The sequence below is a fragment of the Streptomyces sp. NPDC001717 genome, assembly GCF_042892775.1.
Classification (GTDB): Bacteria; Actinomycetota; Actinomycetes; order Streptomycetales; family Streptomycetaceae; genus Streptomyces.
The window spans coordinates 111,490-127,930 of the sequence record NZ_JBIAUK010000001.1; the positions used below are offsets into that span (position 1 = coordinate 111,490).

14 protein-coding genes are annotated in these 16,441 nt (G+C 72.6%); 6 read left to right on the forward strand and 8 right to left on the reverse strand.

Going from position 1 to position 16,441, the window contains the following annotated elements:
• The first annotated feature begins 33 nt into the window (after positions 1-33).
• The 3 genes from ACFYZL_RS00580 (at position 34) to ACFYZL_RS00590 (ending at position 4,747) form a co-directional block, all read left to right on the forward strand.
• Positions 34-315, forward strand: a complete 282-nt coding sequence (locus ACFYZL_RS00580; protein ID WP_384752273.1) for a DUF2530 domain-containing protein — start codon at positions 34-36, stop codon at positions 313-315.
• Positions 316-461: 146 nt separating this feature from the next.
• Positions 462-2,936: an HAD-IC family P-type ATPase gene (locus ACFYZL_RS00585; protein WP_384752274.1), complete on the forward strand. Its 2,475-nt coding sequence runs from the start codon at positions 462-464 to the stop codon at positions 2,934-2,936.
• Positions 2,937-3,091: 155 nt separating this feature from the next.
• Complete coding sequence (locus tag ACFYZL_RS00590; protein ID WP_388674901.1) at positions 3,092-4,747, forward strand: hypothetical protein; 1,656 nt, start codon at positions 3,092-3,094, stop codon at positions 4,745-4,747.
• On the opposite strand, the gene ACFYZL_RS00595 is transcribed toward ACFYZL_RS00590, so the two are convergent.
• The 4 genes from ACFYZL_RS00595 to serC all read right to left on the reverse strand — a co-directional run bounded on the left by ACFYZL_RS00595 (position 4,744) and on the right by serC (position 10,746).
• Positions 4,744-7,863: a sacsin N-terminal ATP-binding-like domain-containing protein gene (locus ACFYZL_RS00595; protein WP_388674904.1), complete on the reverse strand. Its 3,120-nt coding sequence runs from the start codon at positions 7,861-7,863 to the stop codon at positions 4,744-4,746. The genes ACFYZL_RS00590 and ACFYZL_RS00595 overlap by 4 nt on opposite strands.
• The gene (locus ACFYZL_RS00600) at positions 7,860-8,561 is read right to left on the reverse strand and encodes a class F sortase (RefSeq protein ID WP_388674907.1); all 702 of its coding nucleotides are present in this window, start codon (positions 8,559-8,561) and stop codon (positions 7,860-7,862) included. Before ACFYZL_RS00600 ends, ACFYZL_RS00595 begins: the two co-directional genes overlap by 4 nt.
• Positions 8,554-9,345: a hypothetical protein gene (locus tag ACFYZL_RS00605; RefSeq protein ID WP_388674910.1), complete on the reverse strand. Its 792-nt coding sequence runs from the start codon at positions 9,343-9,345 to the stop codon at positions 8,554-8,556. The genes ACFYZL_RS00600 and ACFYZL_RS00605 overlap by 8 nt, the downstream gene beginning before the upstream one ends.
• 282 nt (positions 9,346-9,627) lie before the next feature.
• Positions 9,628-10,746 (reverse strand): phosphoserine transaminase, encoded by a 1,119-nt coding sequence (gene serC, locus ACFYZL_RS00610; RefSeq protein WP_384752285.1) that lies wholly within the window; start codon positions 10,744-10,746, stop codon positions 9,628-9,630.
• A gap of 211 nt (positions 10,747-10,957) precedes the next feature.
• Between serC and ACFYZL_RS00615 the strand changes: the two genes are divergently transcribed.
• Complete coding sequence (locus ACFYZL_RS00615) at positions 10,958-11,905, forward strand: DMT family transporter (protein ID WP_384752289.1); 948 nt, start codon at positions 10,958-10,960, stop codon at positions 11,903-11,905.
• A 71-nt stretch (positions 11,906-11,976) separates the two neighbouring features.
• Positions 11,977-12,249, forward strand: a complete 273-nt coding sequence (locus ACFYZL_RS00620) for a DUF1876 domain-containing protein (RefSeq protein WP_384752292.1) — start codon at positions 11,977-11,979, stop codon at positions 12,247-12,249.
• Between the two features lie 53 nt (positions 12,250-12,302).
• Here ACFYZL_RS00620 and ACFYZL_RS00625 read toward each other — a convergent pair whose 3' ends face one another.
• Both ACFYZL_RS00625 and ACFYZL_RS00630 read right to left on the reverse strand, forming a co-directional pair.
• A complete protein-coding gene (locus tag ACFYZL_RS00625) occupies positions 12,303-13,055 on the reverse strand; it encodes an ABC transporter permease (RefSeq protein ID WP_384752295.1) in 753 nt (250 codons plus the stop codon).
• Positions 13,052-14,026 (reverse strand): ATP-binding cassette domain-containing protein, encoded by a 975-nt coding sequence (locus tag ACFYZL_RS00630; protein WP_384752297.1) that lies wholly within the window; start codon positions 14,024-14,026, stop codon positions 13,052-13,054. The genes ACFYZL_RS00625 and ACFYZL_RS00630 overlap by 4 nt, the downstream gene beginning before the upstream one ends.
• A gap of 126 nt (positions 14,027-14,152) precedes the next feature.
• Here ACFYZL_RS00630 and ACFYZL_RS00635 point away from each other — a divergent pair, with 126 nt between their 5' ends.
• Complete coding sequence (locus tag ACFYZL_RS00635; protein WP_384752300.1) at positions 14,153-14,959, forward strand: TetR/AcrR family transcriptional regulator; 807 nt, start codon at positions 14,153-14,155, stop codon at positions 14,957-14,959.
• Here the strand turns inward: ACFYZL_RS00635 and ACFYZL_RS00640 are convergent.
• A complete protein-coding gene (locus tag ACFYZL_RS00640; RefSeq protein ID WP_384752303.1) occupies positions 14,939-15,919 on the reverse strand; it encodes a hypothetical protein in 981 nt (326 codons plus the stop codon). The two genes, ACFYZL_RS00635 and ACFYZL_RS00640, sit on opposite strands and share 21 nt — an antisense overlap.
• Positions 15,920-16,002: 83 nt before the next feature.
• The gene (locus ACFYZL_RS00645; protein ID WP_384752306.1) at positions 16,003-16,398 is read right to left on the reverse strand and encodes a hypothetical protein; all 396 of its coding nucleotides are present in this window, start codon (positions 16,396-16,398) and stop codon (positions 16,003-16,005) included.
• Positions 16,399-16,441: the final 43 nt, after the last annotated feature.

Sequence of the window (16,441 nt, forward strand, 5' to 3'; positions counted from 1 at the left end):
TAGACCCCGCATCGCGGCGCCTAGACTTGGCGCATGGCGAAATGGACTCCGAAGCACGAGGCGCCCGAGCCCCTGGAGGGACCGGTCGTCGCGACCATCGTGGGCGGCACGATCATCTGGTTCGCCATGTTCCTCGCCCAGCTCCCCTTCTACGGCTGGTTCGCCGACCGGGACCTGCTGTGGTGGGTCTGGACCTGCGCGGCCGGCGGCTTCCTCGGCCTGATCGGCATCTGGTACGTCCGCGGCCGCGACGCCGCGCTCAAGCGTCATGCGGCGGAGGTCGCTGCGCGGGCCGGGCAGGCGGACCAGGCATAGCCCCGGCCTCCGGCCGGGCTCGCCTCAAACGCCGGCGGGGCCGGATTCGCCCGATGGCTACCAACGGACGATTCGGGTCATCCCGAAGTCGGATCTTCGCATCGCTCGGCGGGTAAAGCGTTCGAACCACGCTTAACGTCGAAACCATGACGCAGCGGGCGAGGATCGACCATGACGGGCCGGAGCCGGGCGACGCCGCGGGCGGGGGCGGCGGGGCCGCCATCGACGCGGGCGCCGAGCTCGACCCCGTGCACCCCGTGCGCCCGCCGGCGCCCCGGTTCAAGCCCGCCGGACTGACCACCGCAGAGGTCGCCGAGCGCGTCGCGCGCGGCGACGTCAACGACGTCCCCGTACGCAGCAGCCGTTCCACCGCCGACATCGTCCGCGCGAACGTCTTCACCCGCTTCAACGCCATCATCGGCGTCCTCTGGGTGATCATGTTCATCGTCGCGCCGATCCAGGACACCCTCTTCGGCTTCGTGATCATCGCGAACACCGGCATCGGCATCATCCAGGAACTGCGCGCCAAGAAGACCCTCGACGGCCTGGCCGTCATCGGCGAGGCCAAACCCAGCGTCCGCCGCGACGGCCGCACCGCCGAGATCTCCACCTCCGAGATCGTCCTCGGCGACGTCATCGAACTCGGACCCGGAGACAAGGTCGTCGTCGACGGCTCCGTCGGCGAGGCCGAGAGCCTGGAGATCGACGAGTCCCTGCTCACCGGCGAGGCCGACCCCGTCCTGAAGAAGCCCGGCGACCCGGTCATGTCCGGCTCCTTCGTCGTCGCCGGCGGCGGCGCCTTCACCGCCACCAAGGTCGGCCGCGAGGCCTACGCCGCCCAGCTGGCCGAAGAGGCCTCCCGCTTCACGCTCGTCCACTCCGAGCTGCGCTCCGGCATCTCGACCATCCTCAAGTACGTCACCTGGATGATGATCCCGACCTCGATCGGCCTGATCATCAGCCAGCTCGCCGGCAAGGACTCCAACCTCAAGGACGCCATCGCCCGTACCGTCGGCGGCATCGTCCCGATGATCCCCGAGGGGCTCGTCCTCCTCACCTCCGTCGCCTTCGCCATCGGCGTCATCCGCCTCGGCCGCAAGCAGTGCCTGGTCCAGGAACTCCCCGCCATCGAGGGCCTCGCCCGCGTGGACGTGGTCTGCCTCGACAAGACCGGCACCCTCACCGAGGGCGGCATGGACGTCACCGAGCTGCGTCCCCTCGGCGGGGCGGAACCCTCGTACGTCAAGAAGGTCCTCGGCGCCCTCGGCGAGTCCGACCCCCGCCCCAACGCCAGCCTCCAGGCGATCATCGACGCCTATCCCGACAGCGCGGAATGGCGCTGCACCGAATCGCTGCCCTTCTCCTCCGCCCGCAAGTACAGCGGCGCCAGCTTCAGCGAGGGCGACGGCGAGAACAACACCTGGCTGCTCGGCGCCCCCGACGTACTGCTGCCCGCCGGGGACCCGGCGCTCGACGAGATCAACGACCTCAACGAACAGGGCCTGCGCGTCCTGCTGCTCGCCCGCTCCGCCCGCGAACTCGACGACGAGGCCGTGGCCACCGGCGTGCGGCCGACCGCCCTCGTCGTCCTGGAGCAGCGACTGCGCCCCGACGCCGCCGACACCCTGCGCTACTTCGAGGACCAGAACGTCAAGGCCAAGGTCATCTCCGGTGACAACGCGATCTCCGTCAGCGCGGTCGCCGGGAAGCTGGGGCTGCCGGGCGCCGAGAACACCGTCGACGCCCGGCGGCTCCCCACCGAGCGGGCCGACATGGCCGAGGTCCTGGACGAGAACACGGTCTTCGGACGCGTCACCCCGCAGCAGAAGCGCGACATGGTCGCCGCCCTCCAGTCCAAGGGGCACACGGTCGCCATGACGGGCGACGGCGTCAACGACGTCCTGGCCCTCAAGGACGCCGACATCGGCGTCTCCATGGGCTCGGGCTCGGAGGCCACCCGCGCGGTCGCCCAGATCGTGCTCCTGAACAACAGCTTCTCGACGCTCCCCTCGGTGGTGGCCGAGGGCCGCAGGGTCATCGGCAACATCACCCGCGTCGCGACCCTCTTCCTCACCAAGACCGTCTACTCGGTCCTCCTGGCCATCCTGGTGGTCTGCTCGCGGGTCGAGTACCCCTTCCTGCCCCGCCACCTGACCCTGCTGTCCACGCTCACCATCGGCATCCCGGCCTTCTTCCTGGCCCTGGCGCCCAACAAGGAACGCGCGAAACCGCACTTCGTGAGGCGCGTGATGCGGTATGCGATCCCCGGCGGCGTGATCGCGGGCACGGCCACCTTCGTCTCGTACCTGATCGCCCGCGCGTACTACACGGGCCCGGACTCCCTCAACGCGGAGACCAGCGCGGCGACGCTGACCCTCTTCCTCACCTCGATGTGGGTCCTGGCGATCATCGCCCGCCCGTACACCTGGTGGCGGGTCGCCCTGGTCGGCGCGATGGGCGGCGCCTTCCTGATCGTCCTGGTCGTCCCGTGGCTCCAGGACTTCTTCCAACTGAAGCTGGTCGGCACCACGATGCCCTGGATCGCGGTGGCCATCGCCGCGGCGGCGGCCACCCTGATCGAATTCACCTTCCGCTGGGTGAACCGGAAGTTCCCGGCGTAGGGGACCGGCGCGGGGGCCGGTCCTCCCGGAGGGCATTGCCGTACCGGCCGCTTCCGACCGTGTCTGACTGTCATTCAGATCTTTATTCGAGCCGAACGTGCCGTGGGCAATCATGGCGGTCCATCAGCCGTATTCCCAGGGGGGGAATCCACCGAATGAAGCACACCCGTGCCTTACCCACAGCGGCTCTGGCGCTGACGCTGGGCCTGGCGGTGGCCGCACCGGCGACCGCCGCGGCCACTGCCGGCCCGGCCGCGCCCACGGTCAGCGCACCCCGGACCAGTCCGACCCCCGGCTTCGCCGGCGAGAGCCAGAGCTCCGACTGCTACAGGAACCCGTACACCGGCTCGGGGGCCGGTTGGGTCGGACTGGGTGACATCACCACCCGCGTCACCGCCGCGTCGCCGTCGGGCGCCCAGGTCCAGACGACGTTCCAGCTCTGGGACACCTCGTACGGCGGCAAGCGCACGGACTTCCCGACCTCGTGGTCCACCTGGCCCGAGGCCAGTGCGGTCGTCTCCCGCGACCTGCTCAAGGACGGCGGCCAGTACGCCTGGCGCGCCCGCGCGACCGACGGGAAGCTGACGAGCCCGTACACCGCCTGGTGCTACTTCCGTGTGGACCACACCCAGCCGACCGCGGAGGTCACCACCGACTCGACCCCGAAGAAGCAGGGCGTGGAGGCCACCTTCACCCTCAAGGGCTCCGACTCCGGTTCGGGGATCGCGTGCGCCCGCTGGCAGACGAGTCCCGTCTTCAGCGTCGGCTGGAAGTGCTCGGACGAGGCGACCGACTCCCACGTCGTACGTCTGACGGACGGTTCCGTCGACATCAAGGTCAAGCCCGCCGACTGGGGCGGCCAGTACGTCTATCTGCAGACGATGGACAACGCGGGCAACCTCGGCGAGGCCAACCTGTACTACTACGCGCAGGCGGACACCAGGCCCGCCGTCTTCGGCGACATCGACGGAGACCGTACGCCGGACGTCCTCGTCCCGGACACCGCGGGCAACCTCCGCAAGGCGGGATCGAACCCGCTGGACCCGGTCAACGCACACCGCCTGGCCGCCCCGGGCGGCAGCGGAAGCTGGGCCGGCGTCCAGTACACCCACCGCGGCAGCCTGACCGGCGGCCGGGTGGACGACCTGTTCGCCCACACCCCCGGGGGTCTCTCCCTCTACCTGTTCCGCAACAGCGGATCGGGCGCGTTCACGGACCAGGGCCCCATGATCCTCGACAAGCCCGAAGAATGCCTGAACACGGCAGGCGAGACGATCGATTGCGCGGCCCACGGCCTGGGGTCCGACTGGACCAAGGTCACGCAGATCGCCGCGTACGGCTCACCCACCGGTGACACCGCCGTCGACGGGGTCCTGCCGCGCACCTCGCTGCTGTTCGTCGAGAACGGTCGCCTGTGGCTGGCCAAGCGCGGCGGTGGGGGTCTGCAGTCGTTCGCCACGCTCATCTCCGGCAACGACACCCGCTGGACCGGCTACGAGCTGCTCACGCCCGGCTCCGCGCAGGGCACGGACTTCCCGACGCTGTGGGCCCGTTCTACGACGGACGGAGGCATACGAGCCTTCTCCATCACCGGCACCCCGGACGCCCCGGACTTCTCCGCCTTCGCCGACCCGGCCGCCGGCCCGGTACTGACCACCCTGGCTCCGGGCGCGCACCCGCGGATCGGCTCCGACGGTGACCTCACCGGCGACGGCCTCCCGGACCTCTGGTCGGCGGACGCCACCGGCAAGGTCACCGTGCTCCCCGGGAAGGGGACGAAGGCTCCCTTCCCGAACGTCACCGGTTTCTAGTCGAACCACCTGTCCCGGGCCAGTTCCGAGGTCCGGGACGGGTCCTCCAGGAGGGCCGCCACCTCGAAGCGGCGGGGCCATTGGCCCGCCGACCAGGCGAGGCCGGCTGCCACGCCCTCCAGGGTGGCGGCGTGGAGGGTGCCGTCGGGGGTGCGGCGCCAGTCGAGTTCGATGCCGCCCGCGATCAGTTCCTCGTGTTCGAGGTACGTCAGCGGGGTGGCGGGGCCGAGGAGGACGCGGACCGAGTCGGGTACGTCGTGCTCCTCGCCCGGGGTCGTGACCTCCGCCGGGACCGTCTCCGACAGGCGGCGGACCTGGAGGAGGTCCGCGAGGTCGGAGGCCCGGGACGGCGGGACGGGCAGGAGGGGCAGGCCCGTCGTGAGGGGGAGGAGGTCGGGGGCGTCGGCGATGACCGCGTCCGCCGCGTCCACCACCGTGACCTCGCCGTCGACCACCGCGCGCAGCTCGTCCGGGAGGGTGACCTGCTCGGGGTCCAGGTCGGCCAGCGCGCCGTACAGGCCGTGCAGTTGGCGGCCCGTCACCTCGCGGGCCGGGTCGGCGAGGCGGCCCAGGAGCTCGGCCGCGCCTCCCGGTTCGTCGAGCAGGGCCCGGACGGTGGTGCGTACGCCGAGGGCGCGCAGGACCTGCTCGTCCTCGAAGCCGGTGGCGTCCGCCGAGGTGTAGAGGCCCTCCAGGAGCGGGTCGCCGCCCGCCGCGCGCAGGCCCGCCGGGCGGCGGCCGTCGAGCACCGGGTGGTCGCGCAGCCACCACGCGGTGTACGGGCGCACGGACCGGGTGGTGCCGTCCGGGAGGAGGACGCGCACGGGCTGCGTGAGGGCGTCCCGGAGCGGGGGCTGCGCGAGCATCGCGAGGGCCTGGGGCCAGCAGTCGTCGTCGACCAGGTCGAGGTCGCGGACGGCGACGAGTTCCGTGGCCACCGGCGGGACGGGCAGGTCGGGGAGCTGGTCCAGGAGGTCTTCGCACCACACGTCGACCGCGTCCAGCAGCCCCGCGTCGTCGGGCTCCGCGAAGTCGCCCTCGCGCGGCTCCAGTTCGTCCGGGTCGAGGACCACGTCGGTGGCGCGGACCAGCTGGAACGTGGCGAGGACACCGCAGGCGGTGAGGGTGCCCGCGTCCCAGCGGGCGGCGAGGTCGGCGTCCACGTACGGGACCTCGTCCTCGCGGATCACGGAGGCCAGCGGGCTTCCGGGCAGCAGCAGTTCGCCCGCCGGCGTCAGCTCGCCGTCCTCGTCGGGCAGGGCCAGCGCGCCCAGCCAGGGCTCGTCGCCGGGGGCCAGTTCGGCGTCGCGGACCAGCGTCAGGACGATCTCGGCGAGTTCGTCGGCGTCCGGGGTGTCCGCGTCCTCGTCCCAGATCTCTCCCGCGTCCAGGGAGGCGGCGACGGCCGCCCGCACCTGCGGGGTCGTCAGCACGGCCCGCGCCGTCGCCGGGAGCGCGCCGAGCTTCTCCAGCAGCGGGTGCGCCGCGTCCGGGTGGGCCACCTTCAGGCCGAGGCGGGCCAGGTCGGCGGGGGTGTCCGCGTACGGGAGCAGGACGTGGCGCGGGCCGATGGTCGTACGCCCGTCGGCGAGCGGCACGGGGAGTCCGGACAGCCGGTCCGGGTCGACGCCGGCGAGGCTGTCGTAGAGCCGGTGCCACCACTCCGGGGTCCGCTCGATGCCCGCGATCCTCTCGATGGCGTCGCCCAGCGGCAGCCGGCCCACGCCCAGGGTGCGCAGTTCGGGGCGGCGCTCCAGGCCCGCCGGGAGCAGCGTCGGCAGCACCTCCGCGAGGACGCGCACGGTGTCGGCGCCCGCGCCCTCCACCACCTCGGCCTCGAAGGGGCGCAGCGCCGACAGCTCCTCGGAGGGGGCCGCCGGGGCGAGGAACGCGGTGCGGGGGAGCCGCTTCAGGACGGCCGCGCGCAGCGCCCCGTCGAGCTCGCCCTTGCCGAGCGGTCCCGGTACGAGGTCCACGAGCGCGGGGCTCACCGGCTCCCACCCGCCGAGGAGTTCGGCGTACGCGTCCGCCGCGCGCTCCACGAGGAAGTCGGTCAGCGGTCCCGGTGCGGGGTGCCGGCGGGTGGTGTCCAGCGGCAGGGTCGCGATGAGCAGGGCGGGGATGCCCAGCGGTTCGTCGGTCGGGGTCGGCGCGTGCACGACGGGCGCGGTGGCGGGGCGCACCGGGGCGCCGTCGGCGTCGACGGGCACCGCCCAGGACACCGCCCAGGCGGGCCGCAGCCGCTCCTCCACGGGCCGGTCGGCGAGCAGGGCCCGCTCGATGGGGCCGCCGTGGCGGACGGTGCGCCAGCGGTTGGTGCCGGTGCGGGAGTCCTCGATGACGGTGTACGGGCCCTCGTCGCGGCGGTACAGGGTGCGGGTGCCACCGGCGGGCGTGTCCACGACGACCTCGCGCAGCCCCGGCAGGGTCAGCAGCAGGGCGTCGTCGATGCCGGCCAGCAGCCGCTCGGCGAGGGCCTCGGCGGCCGCGTCGCGCAGCGGGAGGACGACGACGGTGTCGTAGCCCTCGGGCGCGGTGCCCTCGGCGGGCAGCGGGAGGCGCAGCAGCGGCACGTGCCCGTCGCGGCGGCGCAGCTCGTCACCGAGGCCGGGGCTGCCGACGGCGGCGCCCCGCGCCAGTTCGCGGGCCTCGGCCAGGGACCAGCGGACGCCGCCGTGGCGGCCGAGCACCGCGGGCTCGTCGCAGACGGCCAGCACGGCGGCGAAGCCGACGCCGAAGCGGCCGACGCTGTCGTGCGCGGGCTCCCGCTTCGCGGAGGCACGCAGGGTGGACAGCGACTCCACGCCCGTCGCGTCCAGCGGGGCACCGGTGTTGGCGACGGCGAGCACGGCGGGCCCGTGCGCGCCCTCTCCCGGGTGCAGGGTGAGCCGCAGCCGGCCCGGCACGCCCGCCCGGCCGGCGGCGTCGGCCGCGTTCTGGGCCAGCTCGACGACGAGCCGGTCGCGGTAGCCGCCGAGCGCGAGGTCCTCCTCGGCGTTGGCGTCCTCACGGAACCGGGCGGGGCCGGCGCCCCACGCGTCGAGCACGCCGCGCCGCAGCCGGGCCGTGCCGAAGGGGTCCACGCCGCTCTGGGCCGCCGTCACTCGCACGCTCACGCCGCTGCCTCCAAGTCGCTTCCCGGGGCGTCGACCCCGGAGCCCTGAAGGTATCGCGTACGGGGCTGGGCCTTGCCCGTGAGGTGGGCGAACACGACGACGTTGGAGTCCCAGTGGCGGTCCGCGGTGAGGTCGCCGCCGCAGGTGATGACGCGGAGCTCGGCCTTGCCGTGGGTGTCGCCGTAGACCTTGTCGGTGGGGAAGGCGTCCTTCTTGAAGGTGTCGACCTCGTCGACGGAGAAGACGGCGGTGGTGCCGTCGGCCCGGTGCACGTCGATCTCCTCGCCCTTCTTCAGCTTCCCCAGGTCGAAGAAGACGGCCTTCGGGACCTGCGGGGTGTCCATGTGGCCGACGACGGCGGCCGCGCCCGGCTCGCCGGGGGTGGGGCCGTCCTCGTACCAGGCCGCGTCCTTCGGCTTGGCGAAGTCGGGTTCCCGCATGACGCCCTGGGCGTCGAGGCCGACGGCGTCCAGGGGGGCGTCCACGCCGATGTCGGGGATCTTGATCCGGTCGGGGACGGAGGGCGGGAGGGAGGAGGCGGCGGTGGTGTGGGCCACGGGGGCCACGCCGTGCGCGGAAGCACCCGCCGAGCAGCCGGAGGCGAGGAACACGGCGAGGGCCGAGGCCCCCGCCAGGGCGGCCGCGCGATGCGCGAGGCCGCCCCGGCGGCGGAGGGAAGCGGTGGCGGACTCAGGCATTGCCGGCCTCGGGAACGCAACCGGCGGGTGCCTGGCCCGTGTTCACGGAGCCCTTGGGCGTCCTGTGCTCGCTCGGCTTCAGCGGCTGCGGCTTGGGCCGCGGCTTCACGTCGGGGGTGCTCCCGCCCTCGGTGGCGAACGTGACGGTGTCGAACTTCTTGCCGCCCGCGTACGCCTCGACGCCGTAGTAGCCGGTCTTGACGTCCTTGGCGACGACGGCGGTGCCGGTCCACGTGCCGTGGCCGTCGCTCTTCAGGTCGATCCGTCCGCCGGCGAAGGCGCCCGACTGCACGTAGGCGTTCCTCTCGCCGGTCTTGACGGTGACGGTGACCTTGTCGCCGGGGTGGCCGTGGTCGGTGGACAGGCTCAGGGTGGAGGGCGCCGGGGTGGGCTCGCCGCCCTTCCGGACGGTCAGTTGGGCCGTGGCCTGGAGCTTGGCGCCGTCGGGGCCGGTGCCGGCGAGGGAGACGCCGTAGGTGCCGTCCGGGACGTCGGCGACGACGGCGGTGCCGCCGCGACCCTCGGTCGTCTTCACCTCGGCGAGGGCCTTGGAGGAGACGGACAGGTGCGTGGAGCCGTCCGGCACCTCCATCTCGAAGGTGAGGGAGGAGCCGGGCCCGGCCGTGGACTGCGACAGCTTCAGCCCGGCGGACGCGTCCTCGTGGACGGCCGTGCCGATGGTGGCGACGGGGGAGGGTGCATCGGCGGCGAACGCGGTGGCGGCGCTGCCGAGGGCCATCGAGGAGACGAGGGCGATGCTCGCGATGGTGAGTGCCTTGCGCATGGGATTCCTCCTGAACGGGCCGGGGTTGTTTCCCGGCACACCAGACATGAGGGACATCCTGGGCGTGCGGTTGCGGCGGCGGTCGGCGCCGGGGCGGCGCCCGCCGAAGGTCCCGAGCGGTAGGGCCGCAGGCGGGGCGAGGTGTGGAGATACTCCGTTTAGGGGCTCTTTGCCCCGATTTTTGGGACCAAGGTCCCGGCCCGACGCACGGAACCCCCGGCGACCAGGTGGTCGCCGGGGGTTCCGCTCCGCTCTACCGGTTCACCGGTCGGGCCGGTCGGGTCAGAGCTGCTCGATGACGTAGTCGATGCACGCGGTCAGCGCCTGCACGTCCGCCGGGTCGATCGCCGGGAACATCGCGATGCGCAGCTGGTTGCGGCCGAGCTTGCGGTACGGCTCGGTGTCCACGATTCCGTTGGCGCGCAGCACCTTCGCGACGGCCGCCGCGTCGATGTCGTCCGAGAAGTCGATCGTGCCGATGACCGCCGAGCGCTTGTCGGCGTCCGCGACGAACGGGCTCGCGTACTTCGAGGCCTCCGCCCAGCCGTACAGGTTGCGCGCGCTGGCGGCCGTGCGACCGGTGGTGAACTCCAGACCGCCCTGGCCGTTCATCCACTCCAGCTGCTGGTTCAGCAGGAAGAGGGTGCTCAGCGCCGGGGTGTTGTACGTCTGGTTCTTCAGCGAGTTGTCGATCGCCGTCGGCAGCGAGAAGAACTCCGGGATGTGCCGGCCCGACGCGTGCACGCGGGCGGCGCGCTCCAGGGCGGCCGGGGAGAACGCGGCCAGCCACAGGCCGCCGTCCGAGGCGAAGGACTTCTGCGGGGCGAAGTAGTAGACGTCGGTCTCGGTGATGTCCACCGGCAGACCGCCCGCACCGGAGGTCGCGTCCACCAGGACGAGCGAACCGGCGTCGGCGCCCGCGACGCGCTTGATCGGCGCCGCGACACCCGTCGAGGTCTCGTTGTGCGTGTACGCGTACACGTCCACGCCCGCCTCGGCGACCGGCTCGGGGTGCGTGCCCGGCTCGGAGGAGATCACCGAGGGCTCGTCCAGCCACGGCGCGAGCTTCGCGGCCTTGGCGAACTTGGAGGAGAACTCGCCGAAGGTGAGGTGCTGGGACTTCCGCTCGATCAGACCGGCGGTCGCGATGTCCCAGAAGGCGGTGGAGCCGCCGTTGCCCAGGATCACCTCGTAGCCCTCGGGGAGGGAGAAGAGGTCCCGGAGGCCCTGGCGCACCGAGCCGACCAGGTTCTTGACCGGGGCCTGGCGGTGGGAGGTTCCGAGCAGGGAGGTACCGGTGGCGGCGAGGGCGTCCAGCGCCTCGGTCCGCACCTTGGAGGGGCCCGCGCCGAAGCGTCCGTCGGCGGGCTTGATGTCAGCGGGAATCTGGATCTCAGCCACGGGCGGAGCGTATCGGGTCCAGGTGGGCGCCACCGCGCCGCGTCCACCCGGTGAGACGCCGTGGCGGACGGTCGGCGGTGTTTCGCGGCGTTATGCCACGACTACGGCGCGCAACACATCACACGCGCACCACCCGGCCCGGTACCGCTCACCGAACACATGTAAGGAAACACACGCGGCAGCACTCCTTACCCCCGTCTACCCTGGGAAGATGACCGCGCCCGCGCCCTCCTCCAGCCCCACGACGCCCACCACCCGGGCGGCCGCGCCCGCCGCGGCTGCCGCGCCGGGCGCCGCTCGTGGTGGGGCGGCCCGCTTCGGGCCGGTCGCGCTGGTGATCTCGGCGGGCATCTCGGTGCAGTTCGGCGCCGCCCTCGCGGTCATGGTCATGCCCAGGGTCGGAGCGGCCGGCGTGGTCACCCTGCGCCTCGCCGCCGCCGCGCTCGTGCTGCTGCTCCTGTGCCGGCCCAGGCTGCGCGGCTACTCGCGCTCCGACTGGCGCACCGTGACCGCCTTCGGCATCGCCATGGCCGGCATGAACGGCCTCTTCTACCAGGCCGTCGACCGCATCCCGCTCGGCCCCGCCGTCACCCTCGAAGTGCTGGGCCCGCTGGCCCTCTCCGTCCTCGTCTCGCGCCGCCTGGTCAACCTCCTGTGGGCGGGTCTCGCCCTCGCGGGCGTCGTCCTCCTCGCCGGCCACGGCGGAGGCGGCTTCGGCGGCCTCGACCCGCTGGGCGCCGGCTTCGCCCTGGGGGCGGGCGCGATGTGGGCCGCGTACATCGTCTTCAGCGCCCGTACCGGCCGCCGCTTCCCACAGGCCGACGGACTCGCCCTGGCGATGGCGGTGGCCGCCGTGATCTCGCTGCCGCTCGGCGTCTTCGAAGCGGGTTCGGACCTGCTGCGCCCGAGCACCCTCGCCCTGGGCGTCGGGGTGGCCGTACTGTCCTCCGTCCTGCCGTACACCCTCGAACTCCTGGCCCTGCGCAAGCTGCCGGCCCCCACCTTCGCGATCCTGATGAGCCTGGAGCCGGCCATCGCGGCCACGGCGGGCTTCCTCGTCCTGAACCAGGCGATGTCGGCCCTGGACGCCCTGGCCATCGCCCTGGTCATCGCGGCGAGCATGGGCGCGGTCAGGTCGCAGGTGGGGAAGCGGGGGTAGAGGTCCCGCTCGCGATCCGCACCACCCGGGCGCACCCTGGAAGCAGGGTGACCCCCTGGAGGTGATGCACCATGGCCACACTCGTCGGGTGGCATGTGGAACTCGAATTCACCGAGGAGGGCCACCGCACCAGTGCGGCGGCCCTGGTCAGGCTCGGGGACGGCTCCGAGATCAAGGCGCGTGGGTATGCCCTGCGCCACCCCTCCGACCCGGAGCAGTTGAGGGTCGGGGAGGAGATCGCGGGCGCTCGGGCGCTCATGGATATCGCGTCGCAGATGCTGCAGAAGGCCCACAGCGAGATCGACGAAGCCACCGGCCGTCATTCCTATCCGCTCAATCGCTGAGCGGACGGGCCTGCTGACGGACTCCGCCCCGCGCGGGCCCGTCGGCGGGCCCGTCAGCGGGTCCGGCTGCGGAACAGGGCGCCGGACAGCGCCACGGCCGTCGCCGTGATGCCCGCGCACCAGGTCAGGGCCACCCAGGGGGTGTTCCCCGCAGGCTGCGCCAGCAGCAGCGCGCGCAGGGATTCGATCACCGGGGTCAGCGGCTGGTGCTCGGCGAAGCCGTGCAGCCAGCCCGGCATCGTCGCGATGGGCACGAAGGCGCTGGACGGGTACGGCAGGAACATCATCAGGAAGGTGAACCCGCCCGCCGCCTCCGCCGACTTGGCGAGCAGCCCGAGGACGGCGGCCAGCCACGAGATCGCCGTGATGTACGCGAACAGCAGCCCGGCCGCCGCCAGGAAGGCGGACGGTCCGGCCTGGGGCCGGAAGCCGATGGCGAGGGCGACGGCGAGCACGAGGGTGGTCGACAGCAGGTTCCGCAGGACGGAGGCCGCCACGTGTCCGGCCAGGATCGGGACGCCGCCGATGTCCAGGGAGCGGAAGCGGTCGACGACCCCGTTCTTCATGTCGTCCGCGACGCTGACGGCGGTGCTCGCCGCGCCGAAGCCCGCGCACAGCAGCATCGCGCCGGGAACCACGTACGTCACGTACTCGGTCCCGGTGTCGATGGCACCGCCGAAGAAGTAGACGAAGATCAGCATCAGCATCACGGGCAGCATCAGCGCGGCGATCAGCGCGTCGGGGCTGCGGCGGCTGATGCGCAGGCTGCGGCCCGCCAGGGACAGGGCGTGGGTGGCGGCGGTCATCGGTCGGCTCCCGTCAGGGCGAGGAACACGTCGTCGAGGGTGGCGGTGCGTACGGCGAAGCGGTCGACGGCGGTGCGGTCCGGGTCCAGTTCGTCGAGCAGCGCCCGTACGTGCGCGGCGCTCCCGTCGGTGGCGAGGCCCAGGGTCAGCTCCTGCGGGTCGAGGTGGACGGCGCGCGGGGCCAGCGCCTCGTAGGCGGCCCGGTCGGTGAGCGTGAGGTCCAACCGGTGTCCGTCGACACGGGACTTGAGCTCGGCGGGCGTGCCCTCGGCGGCGATGCGCCCGTCCGCGAGGACGGCGACGCGGTCGGCGAGCCGGTCGGCCTCCTCCAGGTACTGGGTGGTGAGCAGCACGGTCGTGCCGTCCGTGCGCAGTTCCCGTACGAGGTCCCACAGGTCCTGGCGGCTGCGCGGGTCGAGGCCGGTCGTCGGCTCGTCCAGGAAGATCACCTCGGGTCGGGAGACCAGGCTCGCGGCGAGGTCGAGGCGCCGCCGCATGCCCCCCGAGTACGTCTTCGCCGTGCGCGCGCCGGCCTCGGTGAGGCCGAAGCGGTCGAGCAGTTCGTCGGCCCGGGCGCGGGCCGCGCGCGGCCCCAGCCCCCGGAGGCGGCCCATCATGCGGAGCGTCTCGGCGCCGCTCTGGAGTGCGTCGACGGCCGCGAACTGCCCGGTCAGGCTGATGGAGCGGCGTACGAGCGACCGCGCGGAGGCCGTGTCGTGTCCCGCGACCCGAGCGGTGCCGGCGTCGGGCTCGGTGAGGGTGGCGAGGATCCGGACGGTGGTGGTCTTCCCGGCGCCGTTGGGGCCGAGGAGGGCGAGGACGCTGCCGCGGGGGACGGCGAGGTCGATCCCGTCGAGGACGCGCAGGGCGCCGTAGGACTTGGTCAGGCCGGTGACGTGGATGCCGAGGTCCGGGCCGACGTCGGTGCCGCGGACCTTGCCGCGGGTCGTGCCGGGGTCGTACGTGGTCATGACGGACCACGCTCCCTTCTGCGTATGGGTTACACGCTACTGCGTAAGTAATACACAGAACTAGGATGTGGGTCAACGGCGTACGGGCGTACGGCGGGGCGGACGGAGATCGGGAGGAGGCCGGCCATGGCGGACCAGGACGAAGCGGCGGCGGCGGACGGCACCGGGCTTCCGGCGAGTCTGGAGATGGCCTGGGGCCTGCGCGAGCGCCCCGGCAAGGGCCCGCGCCCCACCCTCACCGTCCCGCGGATCGTGGAGGCGGCCGTCGCGCTCGCCGCCACGGAGGGGATGGACGCCGTCTCCATGGGGCGGGTGGCCAAGGAACTCGGCGTCTCGACGATGTCCCTCTACCGGTACGTCGCGGCCAAGGAAGAGCTGTACATCCTGATGTCGGACGCGGGAGTCGGCACGCCGCCGCCGCTCTCACAGGACACGGACGCTCGCGCCTGGCGGCAGCTCCTGTCGGACTGGGCCTACGCGCAGCGTGCCGTCCTCATGGCCAACCCGTGGATCCTGCGCATCCCGATCACCGCCCCTCCGGCCACCCCGAACCAGCTCGCCTGGATGGAACGCGGTCTCGCCGCCCTCGCGGACACCGGCCTGGGGGAGAGCGAGAAGCTCTCGACGATCATCCTCATCGGCGGCCTCGTGCGGAACGAGGCGACCATGGCCGCCGACATGATGGACGCCATCCTCAAGAGCGGCGTCTCACCGGACCAGGTCGTCGGCCAGTACGTGCGCACGCTGCGGCTGCTCACCGGCCCGGACAGCCACCCGGCGGTGACCCGGCTGCTGGAATCCGACGCGTTCACCGGCTCCGACGAGCCGGACTTCCAATTCCGCTTCGCCCTGGCCCGGTTGCTCGACGGCCTGGCCGAACTCATCGACGCACGCGGCGGATCGAGCGGTGGGTCAGGTTCCCGACGCCTGTAGCGTCGCCGCCAGTTTCATCCGCTCGTCCAGCTGCTTCTTCGCCAGGTCCAGCGTCTCCGCGTTCCGCTCGATCGCCCGCTGCTGGTAGGCGACTTCCACCGTGTACCAGACGCCCACCAGGTTGGTTTCCTTCTTGCACGCCACGTCCTGCGTGGCCATGGTGATCGCCTGCGGGCTGCCGAGACCGGACTCGTCGATGCCCGGCGGCCCGCCCGTCGGGTCGTTGAAGCCGGGGTAGCCGTGCTGCGCCATGCACTCGCTCCACGCCTTCGTCGCCGCGACCACCCGGCTGTCCTTCTGGGCGCGGCCGTAGGCCTCCAGCCCGTAGCCCTGCGCGACCATGCCGTCCACCGTGCCCTTCGTGGGCGTGAACAGCTTCAGGGAACTCTCGCGCAGGCAGCCGCCCGCCGGGACCTTCTGGCCGCCGACGACGGTGGTCGCCACGTCCGACTTCTCCGCCTCCTCCTGGCTCATCGGGACCGGGAGCGAGGGGTCCACCTCCAGGCCGTTCAGCACCAGCTTCTCGTTGGGGCCGAGGGACTGTTGCTGTGCCTTCGGGGGGCCGCCCAACCGCGGGTTCGCGTAGCCGGACCGGGCCGCCTCGGCCGGGTCGGAGAGACCGTAGCGGCGGTTCCCGTCCTGCTTGGCCACCGCGTCGGCCCTGCGCCGTTGCTGGTAGCGGAAGCCGTAGCGCTGCATGCACTGGTCGATGAGCACGTCCTGCGCCTCGTCGAGCACCGCGATCTGCCGGCTGTCCGCGCTGTACGGAGCCAGCGGGAAGGCCAGGCTCCCGCTTTCGAGCAGCGCCGGCACGGCGCCGATCGCGGGTTCCTTGCCGGCGTCGGGGTCGGCGCCGGGCCCGGCCTTGCCGTCGCCCGGCTGTGAGCACCCGGTGAGCAGGAGCGCCAGTACGGCTGCGGAGGCAGCCAGAGCGGCGCGCGGGGCGTGCGGCGAGAACATGGTGGCTCCGGATCGTGGAGATGGCTGCGACGCGGGGCGGCTCCGCCGGTGGACGACGGGCGGAGCCACCTTCTCGCGCGGGCCTAGAAGTAGAAGGCCGAGGAGATCTGGTTGAAGAAGGTCGCGTTCAGGTTGCCCCGGCCGCCGGCCGCGAGGTTGAGCTGGTAGCCCGCGCCGCCCGAGCCCGTGTACACCTTCCACGTGTAGGTGTCGCGGTTCGACCAGGACTCCGTGTTGTCGTCCGTCACCTGCTGGGCGCAGCTCCTCGACCCCGTGAAGTAGTCGTTGAAGAAGTTGATGTCGTTCACGTAGAGGTCGAAGACCGAGTTCGACTGGTCCTGGTAACAGAACAGGCCGAGCTCGCCTTCGTTGAGCCAGCCGTCCTTCTCGGCGGCGGAGGCCGAGCCGGTGCCGACGGCGACCACGCCGAGGGCCAGGCCCGCGGCCGCGACGGTGCGCAGGGAGTTACGAAGCTTCATCAGGCATGCCTTTCGGGCGAACTATCGCTCTTTCGGGGGCGGT

What these genes read in the sequence shown, in the direction of transcription:
- ACFYZL_RS00580 (WP_384752273.1), top strand. Translation starts at nt 34, where the DNA reads ATGGCGAAATGGACTCCGAAGCACGAGGCGCCCGAGCCCCTGGAGGGA.
- ACFYZL_RS00585 (WP_384752274.1), top strand. Translation starts at nt 462, where the DNA reads ATGACGCAGCGGGCGAGGATCGACCATGACGGGCCGGAGCCGGGCGAC.
- ACFYZL_RS00590 (WP_388674901.1), top strand. Translation starts at nt 3,092, where the DNA reads ATGAAGCACACCCGTGCCTTACCCACAGCGGCTCTGGCGCTGACGCTG.
- ACFYZL_RS00600 (WP_388674907.1), bottom strand. Translation starts at nt 8,561, where the DNA reads ATGCCTGAGTCCGCCACCGCTTCCCTCCGCCGCCGGGGCGGCCTCGCG.
- ACFYZL_RS00605 (WP_388674910.1), bottom strand. Translation starts at nt 9,345, where the DNA reads ATGCGCAAGGCACTCACCATCGCGAGCATCGCCCTCGTCTCCTCGATG.
- ACFYZL_RS00615 (WP_384752289.1), top strand. Translation starts at nt 10,958, where the DNA reads ATGACCGCGCCCGCGCCCTCCTCCAGCCCCACGACGCCCACCACCCGG.
- ACFYZL_RS00620 (WP_384752292.1), top strand. Translation starts at nt 11,977, where the DNA reads ATGGCCACACTCGTCGGGTGGCATGTGGAACTCGAATTCACCGAGGAG.
- ACFYZL_RS00625 (WP_384752295.1), bottom strand. Translation starts at nt 13,055, where the DNA reads ATGACCGCCGCCACCCACGCCCTGTCCCTGGCGGGCCGCAGCCTGCGC.
- ACFYZL_RS00630 (WP_384752297.1), bottom strand. Translation starts at nt 14,026, where the DNA reads ATGACCACGTACGACCCCGGCACGACCCGCGGCAAGGTCCGCGGCACC.
- ACFYZL_RS00635 (WP_384752300.1), top strand. Translation starts at nt 14,153, where the DNA reads ATGGCGGACCAGGACGAAGCGGCGGCGGCGGACGGCACCGGGCTTCCG.
- ACFYZL_RS00640 (WP_384752303.1), bottom strand. Translation starts at nt 15,919, where the DNA reads ATGTTCTCGCCGCACGCCCCGCGCGCCGCTCTGGCTGCCTCCGCAGCC.
- ACFYZL_RS00645 (WP_384752306.1), bottom strand. Translation starts at nt 16,398, where the DNA reads ATGAAGCTTCGTAACTCCCTGCGCACCGTCGCGGCCGCGGGCCTGGCC.